This window comes from Variovorax boronicumulans, from assembly GCF_029892485.1.
In the GTDB taxonomy this organism is placed as follows: domain Bacteria; phylum Pseudomonadota; class Gammaproteobacteria; order Burkholderiales; family Burkholderiaceae_C; genus Variovorax; species Variovorax boronicumulans_B.
In genome coordinates this window covers 344,712-359,886 of sequence record NZ_JARXVG010000005.1, presented here as the reverse complement: position 1 = coordinate 359,886, position 15,175 = coordinate 344,712, and the positions used below count along the sequence as shown (strand labels likewise).

15 protein-coding genes are annotated in these 15,175 nt (G+C 67.4%); 5 read left to right on the top strand and 10 right to left on the bottom strand.

The annotated features are described in order from the left end of the window. Positions 1-99 precede the first annotated feature (99 nt). The 3 genes from otsB to otsA all read left to right on the top strand — a co-directional run bounded on the left by otsB (position 100) and on the right by otsA (position 4,320). Complete coding sequence (gene otsB, locus M2282_RS14620) at positions 100-906, top strand: trehalose-phosphatase (protein ID WP_280809494.1); 807 nt, start codon at positions 100-102, stop codon at positions 904-906. Beyond that, entirely contained in the window at positions 903-2,825 is a 1,923-nt protein-coding gene (locus M2282_RS14615) for a glycoside hydrolase family 15 protein (protein WP_280809493.1), read from the top strand. Before otsB ends, M2282_RS14615 begins: the two co-directional genes overlap by 4 nt. Positions 2,826-2,934: 109 nt before the next feature. Continuing rightward, the gene (gene otsA, locus M2282_RS14610) at positions 2,935-4,320 is read left to right on the top strand and encodes an alpha,alpha-trehalose-phosphate synthase (UDP-forming) (protein ID WP_280809492.1); all 1,386 of its coding nucleotides are present in this window, start codon (positions 2,935-2,937) and stop codon (positions 4,318-4,320) included. Between the two features lie 274 nt (positions 4,321-4,594). Here otsA and M2282_RS14605 read toward each other — a convergent pair whose 3' ends face one another. Beyond that, a complete protein-coding gene (locus M2282_RS14605) occupies positions 4,595-4,933 on the bottom strand; it encodes a hypothetical protein (RefSeq protein WP_280809491.1) in 339 nt (112 codons plus the stop codon). A 188-nt stretch (positions 4,934-5,121) separates the two neighbouring features. Between M2282_RS14605 and M2282_RS14600 the strand changes: the two genes are divergently transcribed. Continuing rightward, on the top strand, positions 5,122-6,582 hold the full coding sequence (locus tag M2282_RS14600) for a PLP-dependent aminotransferase family protein (protein WP_280809490.1): 1,461 nt from the start codon (positions 5,122-5,124) through the stop codon (positions 6,580-6,582). Here the strand turns inward: M2282_RS14600 and M2282_RS14595 are convergent. From M2282_RS14595 to hisN, 5 genes are read right to left on the bottom strand one after another with little or no spacing between them, the layout of a single operon-like run. Then, the gene (locus M2282_RS14595) at positions 6,579-7,025 is read right to left on the bottom strand and encodes a DUF1877 family protein (RefSeq protein ID WP_280809489.1); all 447 of its coding nucleotides are present in this window, start codon (positions 7,023-7,025) and stop codon (positions 6,579-6,581) included. The two genes, M2282_RS14600 and M2282_RS14595, sit on opposite strands and share 4 nt — an antisense overlap. Continuing rightward, entirely contained in the window at positions 7,022-8,539 is a 1,518-nt protein-coding gene (locus M2282_RS14590; RefSeq protein WP_280809488.1) for a tetratricopeptide repeat protein, read from the bottom strand. Before M2282_RS14590 ends, M2282_RS14595 begins: the two co-directional genes overlap by 4 nt. Before the next feature lie 31 nt (positions 8,540-8,570). After that, the gene (locus M2282_RS14585) at positions 8,571-9,497 is read right to left on the bottom strand and encodes an ROK family protein (RefSeq protein ID WP_280809487.1); all 927 of its coding nucleotides are present in this window, start codon (positions 9,495-9,497) and stop codon (positions 8,571-8,573) included. Positions 9,498-9,514: 17 nt separating this feature from the next. Then, positions 9,515-9,709 (bottom strand): DUF2905 domain-containing protein, encoded by a 195-nt coding sequence (locus M2282_RS14580; RefSeq protein ID WP_280809486.1) that lies wholly within the window; start codon positions 9,707-9,709, stop codon positions 9,515-9,517. 9 nt (positions 9,710-9,718) lie between these two features. Then, a complete protein-coding gene (gene hisN, locus M2282_RS14575) occupies positions 9,719-10,507 on the bottom strand; it encodes a histidinol-phosphatase (protein ID WP_280809485.1) in 789 nt (262 codons plus the stop codon). A 272-nt stretch (positions 10,508-10,779) separates the two neighbouring features. Here hisN and M2282_RS14570 point away from each other — a divergent pair, with 272 nt between their 5' ends. Continuing rightward, positions 10,780-11,172 (top strand): DUF5329 family protein, encoded by a 393-nt coding sequence (locus M2282_RS14570; protein WP_280809484.1) that lies wholly within the window; start codon positions 10,780-10,782, stop codon positions 11,170-11,172. 15 nt (positions 11,173-11,187) lie between these two features. Here the strand turns inward: M2282_RS14570 and M2282_RS14565 are convergent, their stop codons facing one another. The 4 genes from M2282_RS14565 to M2282_RS14550 all read right to left on the bottom strand — a co-directional run bounded on the left by M2282_RS14565 (position 11,188) and on the right by M2282_RS14550 (position 14,896). Then, positions 11,188-12,057: an ABC transporter permease gene (locus M2282_RS14565; RefSeq protein WP_280809483.1), complete on the bottom strand. Its 870-nt coding sequence runs from the start codon at positions 12,055-12,057 to the stop codon at positions 11,188-11,190. Continuing rightward, complete coding sequence (locus tag M2282_RS14560; RefSeq protein ID WP_432422903.1) at positions 12,054-12,896, bottom strand: ABC transporter ATP-binding protein; 843 nt, start codon at positions 12,894-12,896, stop codon at positions 12,054-12,056. Before M2282_RS14560 ends, M2282_RS14565 begins: the two co-directional genes overlap by 4 nt. A gap of 78 nt (positions 12,897-12,974) precedes the next feature. Beyond that, on the bottom strand, positions 12,975-13,985 hold the full coding sequence (locus tag M2282_RS14555; protein ID WP_280809482.1) for an ABC transporter substrate-binding protein: 1,011 nt from the start codon (positions 13,983-13,985) through the stop codon (positions 12,975-12,977). A gap of 26 nt (positions 13,986-14,011) precedes the next feature. Next, on the bottom strand, positions 14,012-14,896 hold the full coding sequence (locus M2282_RS14550) for a TauD/TfdA dioxygenase family protein (RefSeq protein WP_280809481.1): 885 nt from the start codon (positions 14,894-14,896) through the stop codon (positions 14,012-14,014). Between the last annotated feature and the right edge of the window lie 279 nt (positions 14,897-15,175).

The following is a 15,175-nucleotide window of genomic DNA, read 5'->3' as shown; positions in this document are numbered from 1 at the left end:
CCTGCCTGAGAGAGATCAGCAGGTCGCGGCGCCCGCCGCGCAGCACGTCCGGTTTTGGCCGACACGCGGCGTCAGATGCCCGTGTTATGGTTTTTCCCAATGCCAAAGTCCTCCGACAGCAACGTCCAGTTGCCTCCTCCGCTGGGCCGGAACGCCGCCCTTTTCCTCGACTTCGACGGCACGCTGGTCGGCCTCGCGCCCACCCCCGAGGCCATCGAGATCCCTCCCGCGCTCGTCGCCCTGCTGAGCGACCTGCGCGACCAGCTCGGCGGCGCCCTGGCCGTGGTGTCGGGGCGCCAGATCGATTCGATCGACCGTTTTCTCGCGCCGCTCAGGCTCCCTGCAGCCGGCGAGCACGGCGTGCAGCGCCGCGATGCCAAGGGCCACATGCAGGAGCAGCACGCACCCGACCTCGTGCCCATCCTGGAGATCGCCAACGAACTCGCGCGCGTGCACGAAGGCCTGCTGGTGGAGCGCAAGCACGCCGCCATCGCCCTGCACTACCGGCTCGCGCCGCAGCTGGAAGCCGTGTGCCGCGATGCGATGTCACGCGCCATCCAGAACCATCCCGAGCTCGAACTCATGCACGGCAAGTTCGTGTTCGAGGTCAAGCCCGCGGGCGTCAACAAGGGCATTGCCATCGATGCCTTCATGACCGAGCCGCCCTTCGCGGGCCGCACGCCGGTCTTCGCGGGCGACGACACCACCGACGAGAGCGGCTTCGCGGTCGTGCAGCCGCGCGGCGGCATCGCGATCAAGGTCGGCTCGGGGCCGAGCCTGGCACTGCACCGGCTCGAGTCGCCGCGCGCCGTCTACGAATGGCTGGTGCAGGCACGCGACATGCTGGTGGCACAACCCCCTGCGAACACCGAACAGAAAACAGAAGAACCGAGGAATCCCGGATGAGCGAACAACAACTGCCGGAGGCGCCCGAGGACCGCGCCGGCCAGTCCCTGGCCGATGCCGCCGGGCCCGACGACCGCGCGCCGGTCGACGTGCAGGCCGCCGCGGCGCCCGGACCGCGCGGCTTCGCGCCACCGGCAGAGCCATCGCTGAACGTCGGCGTGATCGGCAACTGCGCCTACAGCGCGCTCATCGATGCGCGCGGCCGCGCGGTCTGGTGCTGCCTGCCGCGCTTCGACGGCGACCCGGTGTTCAACGCGCTGCTGCATCCTGGCGAAGGCGCCGGCGCCTGGAGCATCGACATCGAGGACTTCGCCGAGGCCAAGCAGTGGTACGAGCCGAACACCGCCGTGCTGCGCACGCAGCTCTTCGACAGCGCCGGCCAGGGCATCGAGATCACCGACTTCGCGCCGCGCTTTTACAGCCGCTCGCGCTACTTCCGCCCGCTGATGATGGTGCGCCGCGTGCGCCCGATTGCCGGTGCGCCGCGCATCCGCGTGTCGCTGGACCCGCGCTTCCAGTGGGGCGCCTCGGAGCCCATCGAGGTGACGCGCGGCAGCAACCACATCCGCTATGTCGGCCCCGACGTCACGCTGCGGCTGAACACCGACGCCTCGATCTCGCACATCCTCTCGCGCCAGCCCTTCGTGATCTCGCGCGAGTACAACTTCATGTTCGGCGTGGACGAGACGCTGCTGGACGGCATTGCCGACACCGCGCGCAAGTTCGAGCAGGAGACCATTTCGTACTGGCGCACCTGGAGCAAGCGCCTCGCGATTCCGTTTGAATACCAGGACGCGGTGATCCGCGCAGCCATCACGCTCAAGCTCTCGCTGTACGAGGACACCGGAGCCATCGTCGCCGCGATGACCACCAGCATCCCCGAGGCGCCGGGCAGCCAGCGCAACTGGGACTACCGCTACTGCTGGCTGCGCGATGCCTTCTTCGTGGTGCGCGCGCTCAACTCGCTGAGCGAAGTGGGCACCATGGAAGACTACCTGCGGTGGCTGGGCAACGTGGTCATCGGCTCGCACGGCGAGCACATCCAGCCGCTGTACGGCATCGGCCTCGAGCGCGAACTGCCCGAGTCGTTCGTCGAAGGTCTTCCCGGCTACCGCGGCATGGGCCCGGTGCGCGTGGGCAACCAGGCGCAGGAGCATTTCCAGCACGACGTGTACGGCAACATCGTGCTCGGCGCGGCGCAGGCCTTTCACGATCACCGGCTGCTCGCCCGTGCGGGCGTGGCCGAGTTTCCACACCTCGAGGCGGTCGGCGAGCAAGCCGTGCGCGTCTACGGCACACCCGACGCCGGCATGTGGGAGCTGCGCACACGCGCACGCGTGCACACCAGCTCGGCGCTGATGAGCTGGGCCGCCTGCGACCGGCTCTCCAAGATCGCGCGCACCCTGGAGCTGCCCGACCGCGCCGCCTACTGGCACGGCCATGCCGCGCGCATGAAAGAAGAGATTCTCGAAAAGTCCTGGTGCGAAGAACGCCAGGCCTTTGCCGAGAGCTTCGGCGGACACGAGCTCGACGCGAGCATCCTGCTGATGGTCGAGGTGGGCCTGATCGACGCGCGCGACCCGCGCTTCATCTCCACCGTGGACGCGATGGAAAAGTCGCTCTGCGACGGCCCCTACATGCGCCGCTACGAAGCGGCCGACGATTTCGGCAAGCCCGAGACCGCCTTCAACATCTGCACCTTCTGGCGCATCGACGCACTTGCCAAGATCGGCCGCAAGGCCGAGGCACGCCAGATCTTCGAGACCATGCTCGCGGCGCGCAACCCGCTGGGCCTGCTGTCCGAAGACACCCACCCGGTCACGGGCGAGATGTGGGGCAACTTTCCGCAGACCTATTCGATGGTCGGCATCATCAATGCGGCTGTGCGTCTGTCCGCTCCCTGGGATTCCTGCATATGACAACGACAGCCCCCCGGCTTTTCACTCGCTTCGCTCGTGTAACTCCACCCCCCGAGGGGGAGGCGCGGCCCGCCTTGGGGCGGCCCGGCGGCGGCCGCAGGGAGGCTCCATGAGTCGCCTCGTCGTCGTTTCCAACCGCGTGGCAGACCCACGCAAGCCCGCCGCCGGCGGCCTGGCCGTCGCACTCGGCGAAAGCCTCCAGCAAAGCGGCGGCCTCTGGTTCGGCTGGAGCGGCCAGATCGTGGAAGACGGCCCCACCGGCGAAGGCGAGCTGCACAAGCACCAGGCCGGCAAGGTCACGCTGGCCACCATCGACCTGAGCCGCGAGGACCACGACGCCTACTACCTGGGCTACAGCAACGACGTGCTCTGGCCGGTGTTCCACAACCGCCTGGACCTGGCCCACTTCGAGGCCGGCTTCATCGGCGGCTACCGGCGCGTGAACCAGCTGTTCGCGCGCAAGCTGCTGCCGATGCTGAAGGACGACGACATCATCTGGATCCACGACTACCACCTGATGCCGCTCGCCGCCGAGCTGCGCGCCATGGGATGCAAGCAGCGCATCGGCTTCTTCCTGCACATTCCGCTGCCGCCGCAGATCATCGTGGCGGCCATTCCGCAGCACGAGTGGCTGATGCGCTCGCTGTTCTCCTATGACCTGATCGGCTTCCAGGCCCAGCAGGACGTGCAGCACTTCGAGCACTACGTGCGCAACGAGGCGCACGGCGAGTACCTGGGCAACGACATGTACCGCGCCTATGGGCAGACGGTGCGATGCAGCGCCTTTCCGATCGGCATCGACGTGGACGAGTTCGTGGCGCTCACGCACGCCAAGGAATCGCGCGACATGTACGAGACCATGAAGCGCGAATACTCGAGCCGGCGCCTCCTGCTGGGCATCGACCGGCTCGATTACTCCAAGGGCATTCCGCAGCGGGTGCGCGCATTCCGCGAACTGCTCGCCAACTACCCCGAAAACCGGCGCAGCGCCACGCTGATCCAGATCGCCTCGCCCACGCGCGAGACGGTCGATGCGTACGGCGACATCCGGCGCGAACTCGAATCGCTGTGCGGCGCGATCAACGGCGACTACGGCGAGCTCGACTGGATGCCGGTGCGCTACATCCACCGCATGGTGGCGCGCAAGCGGGTGCCGGGGCTGTGCCGCGCAGCCGCGGTCGGACTGGTCACACCGTTGCGCGACGGCATGAACCTCGTCGCGAAGGAATACATCGCGGCGCAGGACCCGGCCGATCCGGGCGTGCTGGTGCTGTCGCGCTTTGCCGGTGCAGCGGAGCAGTTGAAGGAAGCGCTGCTGGTCAATCCGTACGACACCCACGGCACGGCGGAGACGGTGCAGCAGGCGCTGCAGATGCCGCTGGAAGAGCGGCGCGAACGACACCAGAAATTGCTGTCGCGCATCCGCGAGCAGGACATTCACTGGTGGCGACGCACCTTCCTCGACGCATTGCGCGAGGCGGCCAGCGAACGCTGAGGCTGCTGTTCGGGGCGGCGATCGCGCCGACGGGGTACCTTGCTCCGCGAATGTCCCCCGGCCTGCGGCCTCCTCCTTGATTTCGCTGCGCAAGGCACCCCATCGACGCGCTCGTTTTCAGAGCACTGGTTGATCGGCCGCACACCAACATCGCGTCCAAGTGCGCAGGGCATCGGGTGCTCCCCGCAGCGAAATCAAGGGGGAGGCCGCAGGCCGGAGGACATTCGCGGAGGGGAGTACCCGGTGGCCTGCGCACACGCCCTGAATACCCCCGCTACCAGCCAGTGAGCAGCCGCACGAAGCGCATCACAGGCCGAGCCTCCGAACAAGCCGAAGCCGGCGCGAGCGACACCGCCGGTACATGAACCCGCAGGTGCACAGGCGTCAACGCCGCCACCTCGATCCACCCGCCGTGCTCGATGCGATGCACATCGCCTTCGTCGAGCACCGTCTCGCTCATGAACACCGTGCCGCCGAACCAGCCCGGCGGCGACACGACCCGCACGCGCCCTTCGGCCACCTGCAGCCAGGTGCCCGCATCGACGCAGGTGCGCAGGGACTGGCCCGGCTCCAGGACGATGGAGTCGGGTGCTTGGGACAGGGTGGTGATCATGGCGGGCCTCGAAGGTGAGTGAAAAGCGATTCGGCGAGTCCAGATCGTAGAAATTCGGGCGCTCAAAAAACAGGCACAGCCAACGGCCATTCGCACCGGAACAGCCATCCGGCAGCCCATCTGTTATGGTCGTTTTCCCGTTCAACTGCATCTGTTTTTGGATGTCCGTTTGGGGGAGCATCGACGCCATGGACTCGCTACCGCTCTACCGGCAACTCGCAGCGCACTACGTGGACGCGATCCACACCGGCTCGCTCAAGCAGGGCGACAAGCTGCCATCGCTGCGCACCCTCATGCGCCTGCACGAGATCAGCCTCTCGACCGCGCTGCAGCTGTGCCGCGCGATGGAGAGCGACGGCTGGGTCGAGGCGCGCGACCGCTCGGGCTACTTCGTGCGCCGGCCGCAGCGCCTGGCCATCGCGCCGATGGAAGAACCGGTGGCCGACGTGCCGCCGGACCCCGCGCAGTTCGTCAACATGCGCACCCGCATGGCCACCTTCATGGCGCGCGGTCGGCATGCGGGCGTGAAGCTCAACTTCGCCATCGCACGCGCGGCCCCCGAGCTCTACCCGGCCGAGGCGCTGCGCAATTCGATGACGCGCGCGCTGCGCCAGCGGCCCGAGCTCTTGACCACCGCCTCGTCCCAGAAGGGCCATGAACAGTTCCGCGAAGCCGTGGCGCAACGCAACCTGCGCATCGGCATGACGGTGTCGCCCGACGAGGTGCTGGTCACCAACGGCTGCATCGAGGCGCTGAACCTCGCGCTGCGCGCCGTCGCCAAGCCCGGCGACACCGTGGCCGTGGAATCGCCCACTTTCTACGGCCTGCTGCAGGTGCTCGAGAGCCTGGGCATGCGCGCGCTGGAAATTCCCACCAGTCCGCAGACCGGCATCTCGATCGAGGCGCTGGACCTGGCCATCCACACCTACGACGACATCAAGGCCGTGGTGGTGGTGCCGCATCTGCAGAACCCCATCGGCAGCGTGATGCCCGATGCCCACAAGCAGCGCCTCGTGCAGCTGTGCGAGAGCCACGGCATTGCGCTCGTCGAAGACGACACCTACAGCGACCTGGTGGAGGCCGAGGTGCCGCTGCGCGCGGCCAAGTCGTGGGACCGCACGGGCAACGTGATCTATTGCGCCTCGCTGCACAAGGTGCTGGCGCCGGGCCTGCGCTTGGGCTGGATCACCGCCGGGCGCTGGCATGCGCAGGTGGAAATGCTCAAGTACGCGCAGACGCGCAACAACGAGGCGCTGGCGCAGATCGCCGCGGGCGAGTTCATTGCGAGCGGCGCTTACGACCGCCACCTGCGGCGCCTGCGCGACCGGCTGCACGTGCAGCGCGACCAGACGGCGGACGCCATCGCGAAATACTTTCCGCCGGGCACGCGGCTGAACCTGCCGCGCGGCGGCCTGCAGCTGTGGGTCGAGCTGCCCGAGCAGCGCTCCTCGGTCACCGTGTTCGAGGCGGCGCTGCGCGAGCAGATGCTGGTGTCGCCGGGCGCGCAGTTCTCCAACTCGGGGCGCTTCGACAACTACCTGCGCATCAACTGCGGCTGGCCGTATTCGAAGGCGGTGGATGCGGGGCTGCAGCGGCTGGGCGAGATCGTGTCGGCCACGCGCAAGACACCGCGCGCGCCGGCCGGCTAGACGATGTAGAAAACGACCGCATCGCGGCGCTCGGCCGCCGCGGCGAAGAAGCGCTTCACGCCTTCCATGAAATCCGCGAGGTCCTCGGCGCCGTTCTGCCACACCTTCGCCCAATAGAGCTCGGCGAACTGCGCCGGTTCGCCGGTGAACCGCGCCATCGCTTCCGGCACGCTGCGCCGCGCCAGCCGGGCCGCCGCGCGCTCGACATGGCTGGCAGTGAGGTAGATGCAGCCCAGGCCGTCGGTGCCATCGAGCTCTTCGCCGTCCACCGCCTCGGGCAGCAGCGCGCGCACCACGTCCCAGGCCTGCTCGACCGTCTGGCTGGCGTGCGGTCCGCCCTGGTCCTCGGGGGAATGGAGGAAACCCGACACGCTGGACGGATCGATGACCAGCCCGCGCAGCCGGTAGCGGTCGAAGGCGTAGAACGCCGCGCCGATGCTCACGTGCTCGGCTCCAGGCGCGCGGCTCGGGCGACCGCCGCCAGCGCGAGGCTCACGTTGTCGATGTTGCGTTGCGCGTTCGCGAGATTGCCGAAGTGGTCGGGCGCACAGATCTGGTTGAGCAACAGCGTGCGCTTGAAGTGCTTCAGCGCCTCGCGCAGGTCGCCCTCTTCCTGCGCGATCAGGCCCAGGTCGTTGTGGGCGGTGGCCGCGCTGGTGGAAATGCCCCGGCAGCTGCGCTCCTGGATCGCCAGCGCGCGTTCGAACAGGGGCTTGGCATGCTCGGCCTCGTTGAGCGACATGTGGAGCTGGGCGAAATTGATCAGCAGGTCGGAATGCAGGTCGGCGTCGCCCTCGCCGGGCGGGAGCTTGTCCAGGTGCACCATGGCCCGTGCGTAGCAGAGCTCGGCCTTCTGGTCCTGGTCGGTGTTCGTGTAGAGAAACGCCAGGTTGTTGAAGGCGCGCACCACGTCGTCGGTCGAGGCGCCCTTGCTCAGCGCCACGGCCATCGCGATGGTCTTCTTGTAGAGGACCTCCGCCTCGTCGGAGCGGCCGGCATCGGCGTGCAGCAGCGCCAGCGTGTTGGTCGGGCCGAGCCGCCAGCCATCGTCCAGGCCCAGCTGGTCGATGATGGCCAGGCACTCGTCCAGCAGGGACGCGGCCTTGTCGTGCCACTGCAATTGCCGGCAGATCTCCGCATGGCTGATGAGGTGGAACACGACCGCCTTGCCGGCCCCGCCGCACAGCTGGCGGCTGGTTTCCACGGCCTCGGCGCAGAGCTTCTCGGCGAGCGCCAGGTCGCGCCGCTCGAAGGCGGCCTTGTAGTGTTTCTCCCGGTCTTCGAGCAGGTCCAGCAGGACGGTGTCGTTCCCGGCGCCACCACCGGCGGGCAGGCCCGCGCGAAGCTGGCGGGCGCTGCGTTCATCGCCGATGCCGGCCAGGGTCATGGCCAGTGCCTTGCGCACGATCTCCATGTCTTCCGCCGGCATGCCGATCCGGCGGCCGATGGCCAGGCTTTCCTCCAGGCTGGCCTTGGCCTCGTCGAGGGCCTTGAACTGGTAGCAGGCCTGCCCGTGCATGCACAGCGACATCGCGAGGTTCCGGTGCGGCCCCTTGAAGACCTTGCGCGCGCTCGCGACGATCTGCTCGCCCAGCGCCACGGCCTTCGCCCAGTCGTGCGTCTCGGCGGCGACGGCGAAGCGCTCGCGCAGTTCGTCGGCATGGTTGAGCGCTTCGAGGTCGTAGGCCTTGGCGGTGGGGCGGCGCGCGGCGCTGCTTTCGTCCTGCCGCTTCAGGCGCAGGTGCACCCAGTAGATGTCCAGCAGCAGCCAGGGGCCCAGCAGGCCGAGCGCGAACCGCGAGCCCGGCAGGTTGCCGACGCCGACGAGGAGCAACAGCAATTGAGCCGCTCCGCCCAGATAGCTCCCCAGATAGAAGCGATGCGCCCCCAGGAAGCCGCCCACCACCAACAGCAGCCAGGCGAACGACTTGCGGCGGGGAGACAGAGGGAGCGGCATGGTTCGCCGAGGGTGATCGCGGCGCGGTCGCTCAGTCCAGAAGCGCCAGTGCCGCGTAGTCGCCGACCTTCTCGCCGAGCCCCGCGGGCACCAGCAGCACGCCGCGGGTGAGCGGCATCAGCTTGCCGTCGATCTGCGCCTGCAGCCGGGGCAGCAGGAAATCGCGGTGGTGCCAGAACACGCTGCCGCCGAGGCTGATGCGCTGCAGGTCCAGCGTGATGATCATGTTGTAGAGCATGCGGCCCATCACCCGGCACAGCGCATCCACGATTTCCAGCGAATGCGGCTCGCCGGCCGAGGCGGCCGAAAACAGGTCGGGGGCGGGTTGGCCGAAGCGGCGCGAGATCGAGTTGCCGGCGACCAGCGCCTCGACGTCGCCCAGGTTGCCGCAGCCGCAGAGCGCGCCGCTGGCATCGTCGACCACGAAGCTGTGCCCTGCGTGGCCTGCATTGCCGTTCTTGCCGCGCAGCGCGCGACCGTCGACGCAGAGACCGACGCCCACGCCGGTGCTCCAGGTGGCATAGGCGCAGTGATCGAATCCCTTGAGCGCGCCCCAGTGGCGTTCGGCCTCCAGGCCGGCCACCGCGTCGTTCTCGACACGCACCTGCCCGAAGCGCCTGGCCAACGGGGCTTCGATGATCGCGGTCATCCACTGGTTGGGCAGGCCCCGCGCCGGACCGGCGATGCCGCCGCAGATATTGGGCGTCGCGAGCTCGACCATGCCGTCGTGCAGCTCGAAGGGGCCGGTCGACGACACGCCCACGCGTTCGATCGTCGCGGGGTCGATGCCTTGCTCGGCACAGACCTCGTCGATCATCCGAAGGATCTGCACCGCCACGGCGTCGTTGTCGCCGGTCTTGGCGGTCGGCTCGCTGCGGCGGCCGACCAACGGCGCATCGCTCGAAGCGGAAAGGCTCACGGCCACCTTGGTGCCGCCGATGTCAACGCAGGCTCTCATTGCGGTTTTTCTTTTCTCTACAAAAGGCGCGCCACCAGCGCCGCGATCATGCTGAGCACCATGGTGCTTCCAATCGGCAGCTGCCAGTCGCGGCCGAAGGCGCGAAACTCGAAATCGCCGGGCAACCGTCCGAAGCCGAAGCGGCGCAGCCACGCGGTCAACCCGCTCATGAGCACCAGTGCAAGGACGACGACGATCAGCCAGCGGAACATGGGGACAGTCTAGGCCGCGAGGACGGCCATGGCTTGTCGGTGAAGCTCGGGCGTTGCGGCGGCAATCACCCGGCCGTCGGACTTCAGGCCCAGCGGCTGGCCCCGCCAGTCGGTGATGACACCGCCCGCAGCCTCGATCAGGCCGGCGGGGCCGAGGTAGTCGTAGGGCTGCAGGCCGGTTTCCACCACGAGGTCGATGGTGCCGCCGGCCAGTTGCGCGTAACCGTAGCAGTCCCCGCCGAAGCGGCGCATCGCGCACTGGCGGCTGAGCCGGTCGAACGCTTGCCAGTCGGCGGGCGCAAAGATGTCGGGCGAGGTGGTGACGATGCGGGCCTTGGCCACTTCGGTGCAGTTGCTCACGCGCACCGGCTGGCCATCGCGCGTGGCGCCCTGGCCGCCGTCCTTGCTGTTGATGCCGATCCAGCGCTCTTTCAGCACCGGCATGTCGATCATGCCGAGCACCACGCGCGCTCCTTGCATCACGCCGATCAGCGTGCCCCAGAGCGGGGAGCCAGTGATGAAGCTGCGCGTGCCGTCGATGGGGTCCAGCACCCAAATGCGTTCGGCATCGAGCCGCTCGGGGCCGTGCTCCTCGCCGTAGATGCCATCGGCCGGCACGCGCTGGCCGAGGATCTTGCGCATCGCCGTCTCGGCCGCGCGGTCGGCCAGCGTGACGGGGCTCTCGTCGGCCTTGGTGATGATGTCCAGCGGCGTGCGGAAGTAGTGCATCGACTGCGCGGCGGCCGCATCGGCCAGCGCCTCTGCAATGGTCGGCAGTTCGGGAGTGGGAGAGCTCATGGAAGAGTGAACGCGAGCCAAAACTGCGATTAGACCCGAGCCGGCGTCGGTTTGACACGACAAGGGCTGCCGCCTTGGTACGCCGCCCCGGAGATTTCGAAACATGACGAAAGCGATGGATTCGCGCCGAGGGCAAGGCGCAAACCGCAGCGATACCCGTAGGTATCGCGAGGATTTGCAACGCCCCCATCGGGGCGAAGACGCGCTTTCGTGTTTCGACATCTCTGGGGCGGCGTACTAACATGGCGCGAAAATTGCCAGCGATAGGACAAATGGCCTCTTTCAAACTCCTGCGCACCGCGCTGCTCGCCCTGCTGCTCGGTGCCTCTGCCCTGCTGGCCCAGGCCACCCCTTCGGCTGCCGAAGAAAAGCTGATCGACACGCTGATCCAGCGCGTGTCGAAGATGAATGCGATGGTGTTCCTGCGCAACGGCAACGAGTACAACGCCGCCGATGCCGCCAAGCACATGCAGGCCAAGTACGACTATTTCAAAAAGGAACTGGCCACGGCCGAGGACTTCATCGAACGCTGCGCCTCGCGCTCGGAGATGACCGGGCAGGCCTACAAGGTCAAGCTCAACGACGGCGCAGTGCGGGACGCCAACGAGTTCCTGAACAGCGAGCTGCGCGCGCTGCGGCAGCTGGCGAAGAAGTCGAGCGGCTGAGCGGGCGCAGCTTCATCAGCGCTGCTGGCCCCAGCGCCGCACCGTCAGGCGCTCCAGTGTCTTGAAGCCCAGGCTTTCCACCAGCAGGCCGATCAGCACCACCATCGCCAGACCCGCGAACACGCGGTCGGTGTAGAGCTCGTTGCGGTTCTGGAAGATGTACCAGCCGAGCCCGCCCTTGCCCGACGAGGCACCGAACACCAGCTCGGCTGCGATCAGCGTGCGCCACGCAAACGCCCAGCCGATCTTCAGGCCCGAAAGAATCGACGGCAGCGCGGCCGGCACCAGGATCTGCAGCACGTAGCGCAGGCCCTTGAGCCCGTAGTTGCGCCCCGCCATGCGCAAGGTCTCGGGCACACCCTGGAAGCCTGCATAGGTGTTGAGCGCCAGCGGCCACAGCACCGAATGGATCAGCACGAACACCAGGCTGCCGCGCCCAAGGCCGAACCACAGCAAGGCGAGCGGCAGCAGCGCGATGGCGGGCAGCGGGTTGAACATGGAGGTGAGCGTGTCCAGCAGGTCGCGGCCGATCTGCGTGGACACCGCGAGCGTGGTGAGCCCGAAGGCCAGCAGCACGCCGGCCAGATAGCCCTGCAGCAGCACGGCCAGCGAGATGCGCACCTTCTCGATCAGCTCGCCGCTGGCCAGCCCCTCGAACAGGGCCGAAGCGGTGGCGGTGAAAGTCGGCAGCAGCAGGTCGTTGTTCTGCCAGCGCGCCGCGAGCTCCCAGAGCACGGCGATGACAACGAGGATCAGGCCCTTGCGCACGCCGGCCTGGGCCCAGATGCGGGCGGGCAGCGGCAACGTGCGTTCGAGCGGGACTTCGGTGAAGGGCTCGAGCGTGCGTTCGTATTCGGGGCGGATCGGCGGGACGATGGCGCTCATGCGTCGGCCTCCGCATGCGCTTGCTCTTCTTCGAACAGCATGTCGTGAATACGCTGCGCCGTGCCTTGGAACTCCGCCCCGCCCAGGCTCGCAAGCGAGAAGCCGTGGCTGTTGACCTCGGCGCGCATGCGCCCCGGATGCGGCGACAGCAGCGCCACGCGATTGCCCACCACCAGCGCCTCTTCGATCGAGTGCGTGACGAACAGCAGCGTGAAACGCACCTCGTCCCACAGCTCGAGCAGCTCCTGCTGCATCTTGCGACGCGTGAGCGCGTCGAGCGCGGCGAAGGGCTCGTCCATCAGCAGCACGCGCGGCTGCATCGCGAGCGCACGCGCAATCGCCACGCGCTGCTTCATGCCGCCGGAGAGCTGGTGCGGATGCACGTCGGCGAACTTGGCGAGGCCCACCTTGTCGAGGTAGTGCAGTGCGCGCTCGGCGGCTTCCTTCTTGCCGAGCGTGCGCGATGCGAGCAGTGGAAACATGACGTTCTGCTTCACCGTCTTCCACGGCGGCAGCTGGTCGAACTCCTGGAACACGACGATCCGGTCGGGGCCGGGCTGCGTCACGCGCTGGCCGTCCAGGCGGATCTCGCCTTCGACCGGCGCAATGAAGCCGCCCACGGCCTTCAGCAGCGTGGACTTGCCGCAGCCCGAGGGGCCCAGCAGCACGAAGCGATCGGCGGCATGGACGTCGAAGCTCACGCGGTGCGTGGCCCGGACGACGCGCTCGGGGGTGCGGTATTCGAGGCTGACGCTGTCGACCTGGAGCAGCGGCGCGAGGTCTTGCCCCCTCTCCCGCTCGCGGGAGAGGGTTGGGGTGAGGGCCGGTGGCGATGCCAAAGGCTCCCCCCTCACCCCCGCCCTCTCCCGATGGGAGAGGGAGTCAGCCCCGGAGGGCAGCACGGCCGCGTTGCTCACTCAATTCCCCGAACTGTTCTGCGCATCGTCGAAGAAATAGTCCTTCACCGACGCCGGCTTGTTCTTGATCGCCCCCACCCGGTGCATGAATTCCGCCAGCGGGTACGTGTTCTGCGGCGTGGTCTTGAACTGCACTTCGGGGTTCTTGATGATCTTGAGCAGCAGGTCGCGGTCGAGCTTCGCGTTGCTCACCTTCAGGTAGATGTCGGCCGCCTTCTCGGGATTGGCCGTGACGAACTTGGCGGCTTCATCGAGCGCATCGACGAAGGCCTTGTAGGTCTTGGGGTTCTCGTTGCGGAATTTCTCGGTGGCGTAGAGCACCGTGGCCGAAGCGGGACCGCCGAGCACCTGGTACGAATTGAGCACGATGTGCGCATTCGGATTGCCTGCGAGTTCCTGTTCCTGGAACGGCGGATTGCCGAAGTGGCCCGTGATCTCGGTGCCGCCCTTGATGATGGCCGCTGCCGCGTCGGGGTGCGGCAAGGCCACGCTGATCTTGTCGAGCCGGTTGAATTCCTTGTCGCCCCACAGCTTGGCCGAGGCGAACTGCAGCACGCGCGACTGCACCGACACGCCCACGGCGGGCAGCGCGATGCGGTCCTTCTCGGTGAAGTCGGCGATCGTCTTCACGTTCGGGTTGTTGCTCACCAGGTAGTACGGGAAGTTGCCCAGCGACGCCACGCCCTTGACGTTCTGCTTGCCCTTGGTGCGGTCCCACAGCGTGAGCAGCGGGCCCACGCCGGCACCCGCGATCTCGATGTTGCCGGAGAGCAGCGCGTCGTTCACCGCCGAGCCGCCCGAGAGCTTGATCCACTCGACCTTGGCATCGACGCCCGCGGCCTTCGCGTGCTTCTCGATGAGCTTCTGCTCCTGCGCGACGTTGAGCAGCAGGTAGACGATGCCGAACTGCTCGGCGATGCGGATCTGGCCCTCGGCATGCGCGGCAAGACTGCCGGCGAGGAGACCGAGGCCGGTAACGAATGCAGCGGCCTTGCGTGTGAAGCGGTTCATGAAAGAGCGGTCCGGAAAAAGAAGGATCAGAAAGGCGTGTCGCCGACGATGGTGGTGCGATTGAGGCGGCGGCGCAGGTGATCGGGCGTGCCAGCGGCCAGGTGCATCAGCGAGCGGTTGTCCCAGAAAACCAGGTCGTGCGGCGCCCAGGTGTGGCGGTACACGAACTCGGGCTTCACGCTGTGCGCAAACAGCTCGGCCAGCAGCGCATCGCTTTCATCCTGCGGCAGGCCGACGATGCGCGTCGTGAAGTGTTCGCTGACGAAGAGCGCCTTGCGGCCCGTCTCCGGATGCCTGCGCACCACGGGCTGCACGGCGGGCGCGACCTGGTCGATCTGCGCCTGCGAGAGCTTGGGGCGCCACGGATTCTTGGCGCGCAGCTCTTCGTACTTGGCAAGGTAGCTGTGCTCTGCTTTCAACGGCAGGATGCGCTGCTGCAGATCGGCCGGCAGCGACTCCCATGCAAGGTGCTGGTCGGCGAAGAGCGTGTCGCCGCCTTCGTCTGGCAGCTCTTGCGCATGCAGCAGCGACCCGAGGCTGGGCTTGGGCTTGTACGAGATGTCCGAGTGCCAGTAGACGCCCGCATCGCCCAGCCCGATGGGCTCGCCGTTCTCCTTGATGTTGGAGACGATCAGGATCTCGGGGTGGTTCTTGAGCTGGAACTGGTGCAGCACATGGATTTCCAGCGGGCCGAAGCGGCGGCTGAATTCGATGTGCTCGGCGGGGGTGATCTGCTGGTTGCGAAATACCACGACGTGGTGGTCGAAGTGCGCGCGGTGGATGCGGGCGAAGTCTTCGGCGTTGATCGGCTTCGAGATGTCGAGGCCGAGGATTTCGGCGCCGACCGGGGCGACGAAGGGGCGCACTTCGAAGTGCTGCGCGGCGGCCTCGGGGGGAAGAACGGCAGTCATGCTGCGAATGTAGGGGGCGGTGGGGCGTTCTCCAACGAACTCTTTGTTGCTAGCTTATGACCCTGCTTTTTTAAACCCGGATTTTTTGAGGGCGGGGGCCGGGTCTCGGCCCGGCGGCCGACTTACTTTCTTTTGCTTCGCCAAAAGAACGTAAGCAAAGAAAAGGCGACCCTGCTGTCTGCGTCCCTCCGCTTCGCTGCGGGCAACCTGCGGTGCTCACGTTTCGCGGGGTCTCGCCCAAACTCGCTGCGCTCAAACAAGGGCGAGCCCTGATCCGCG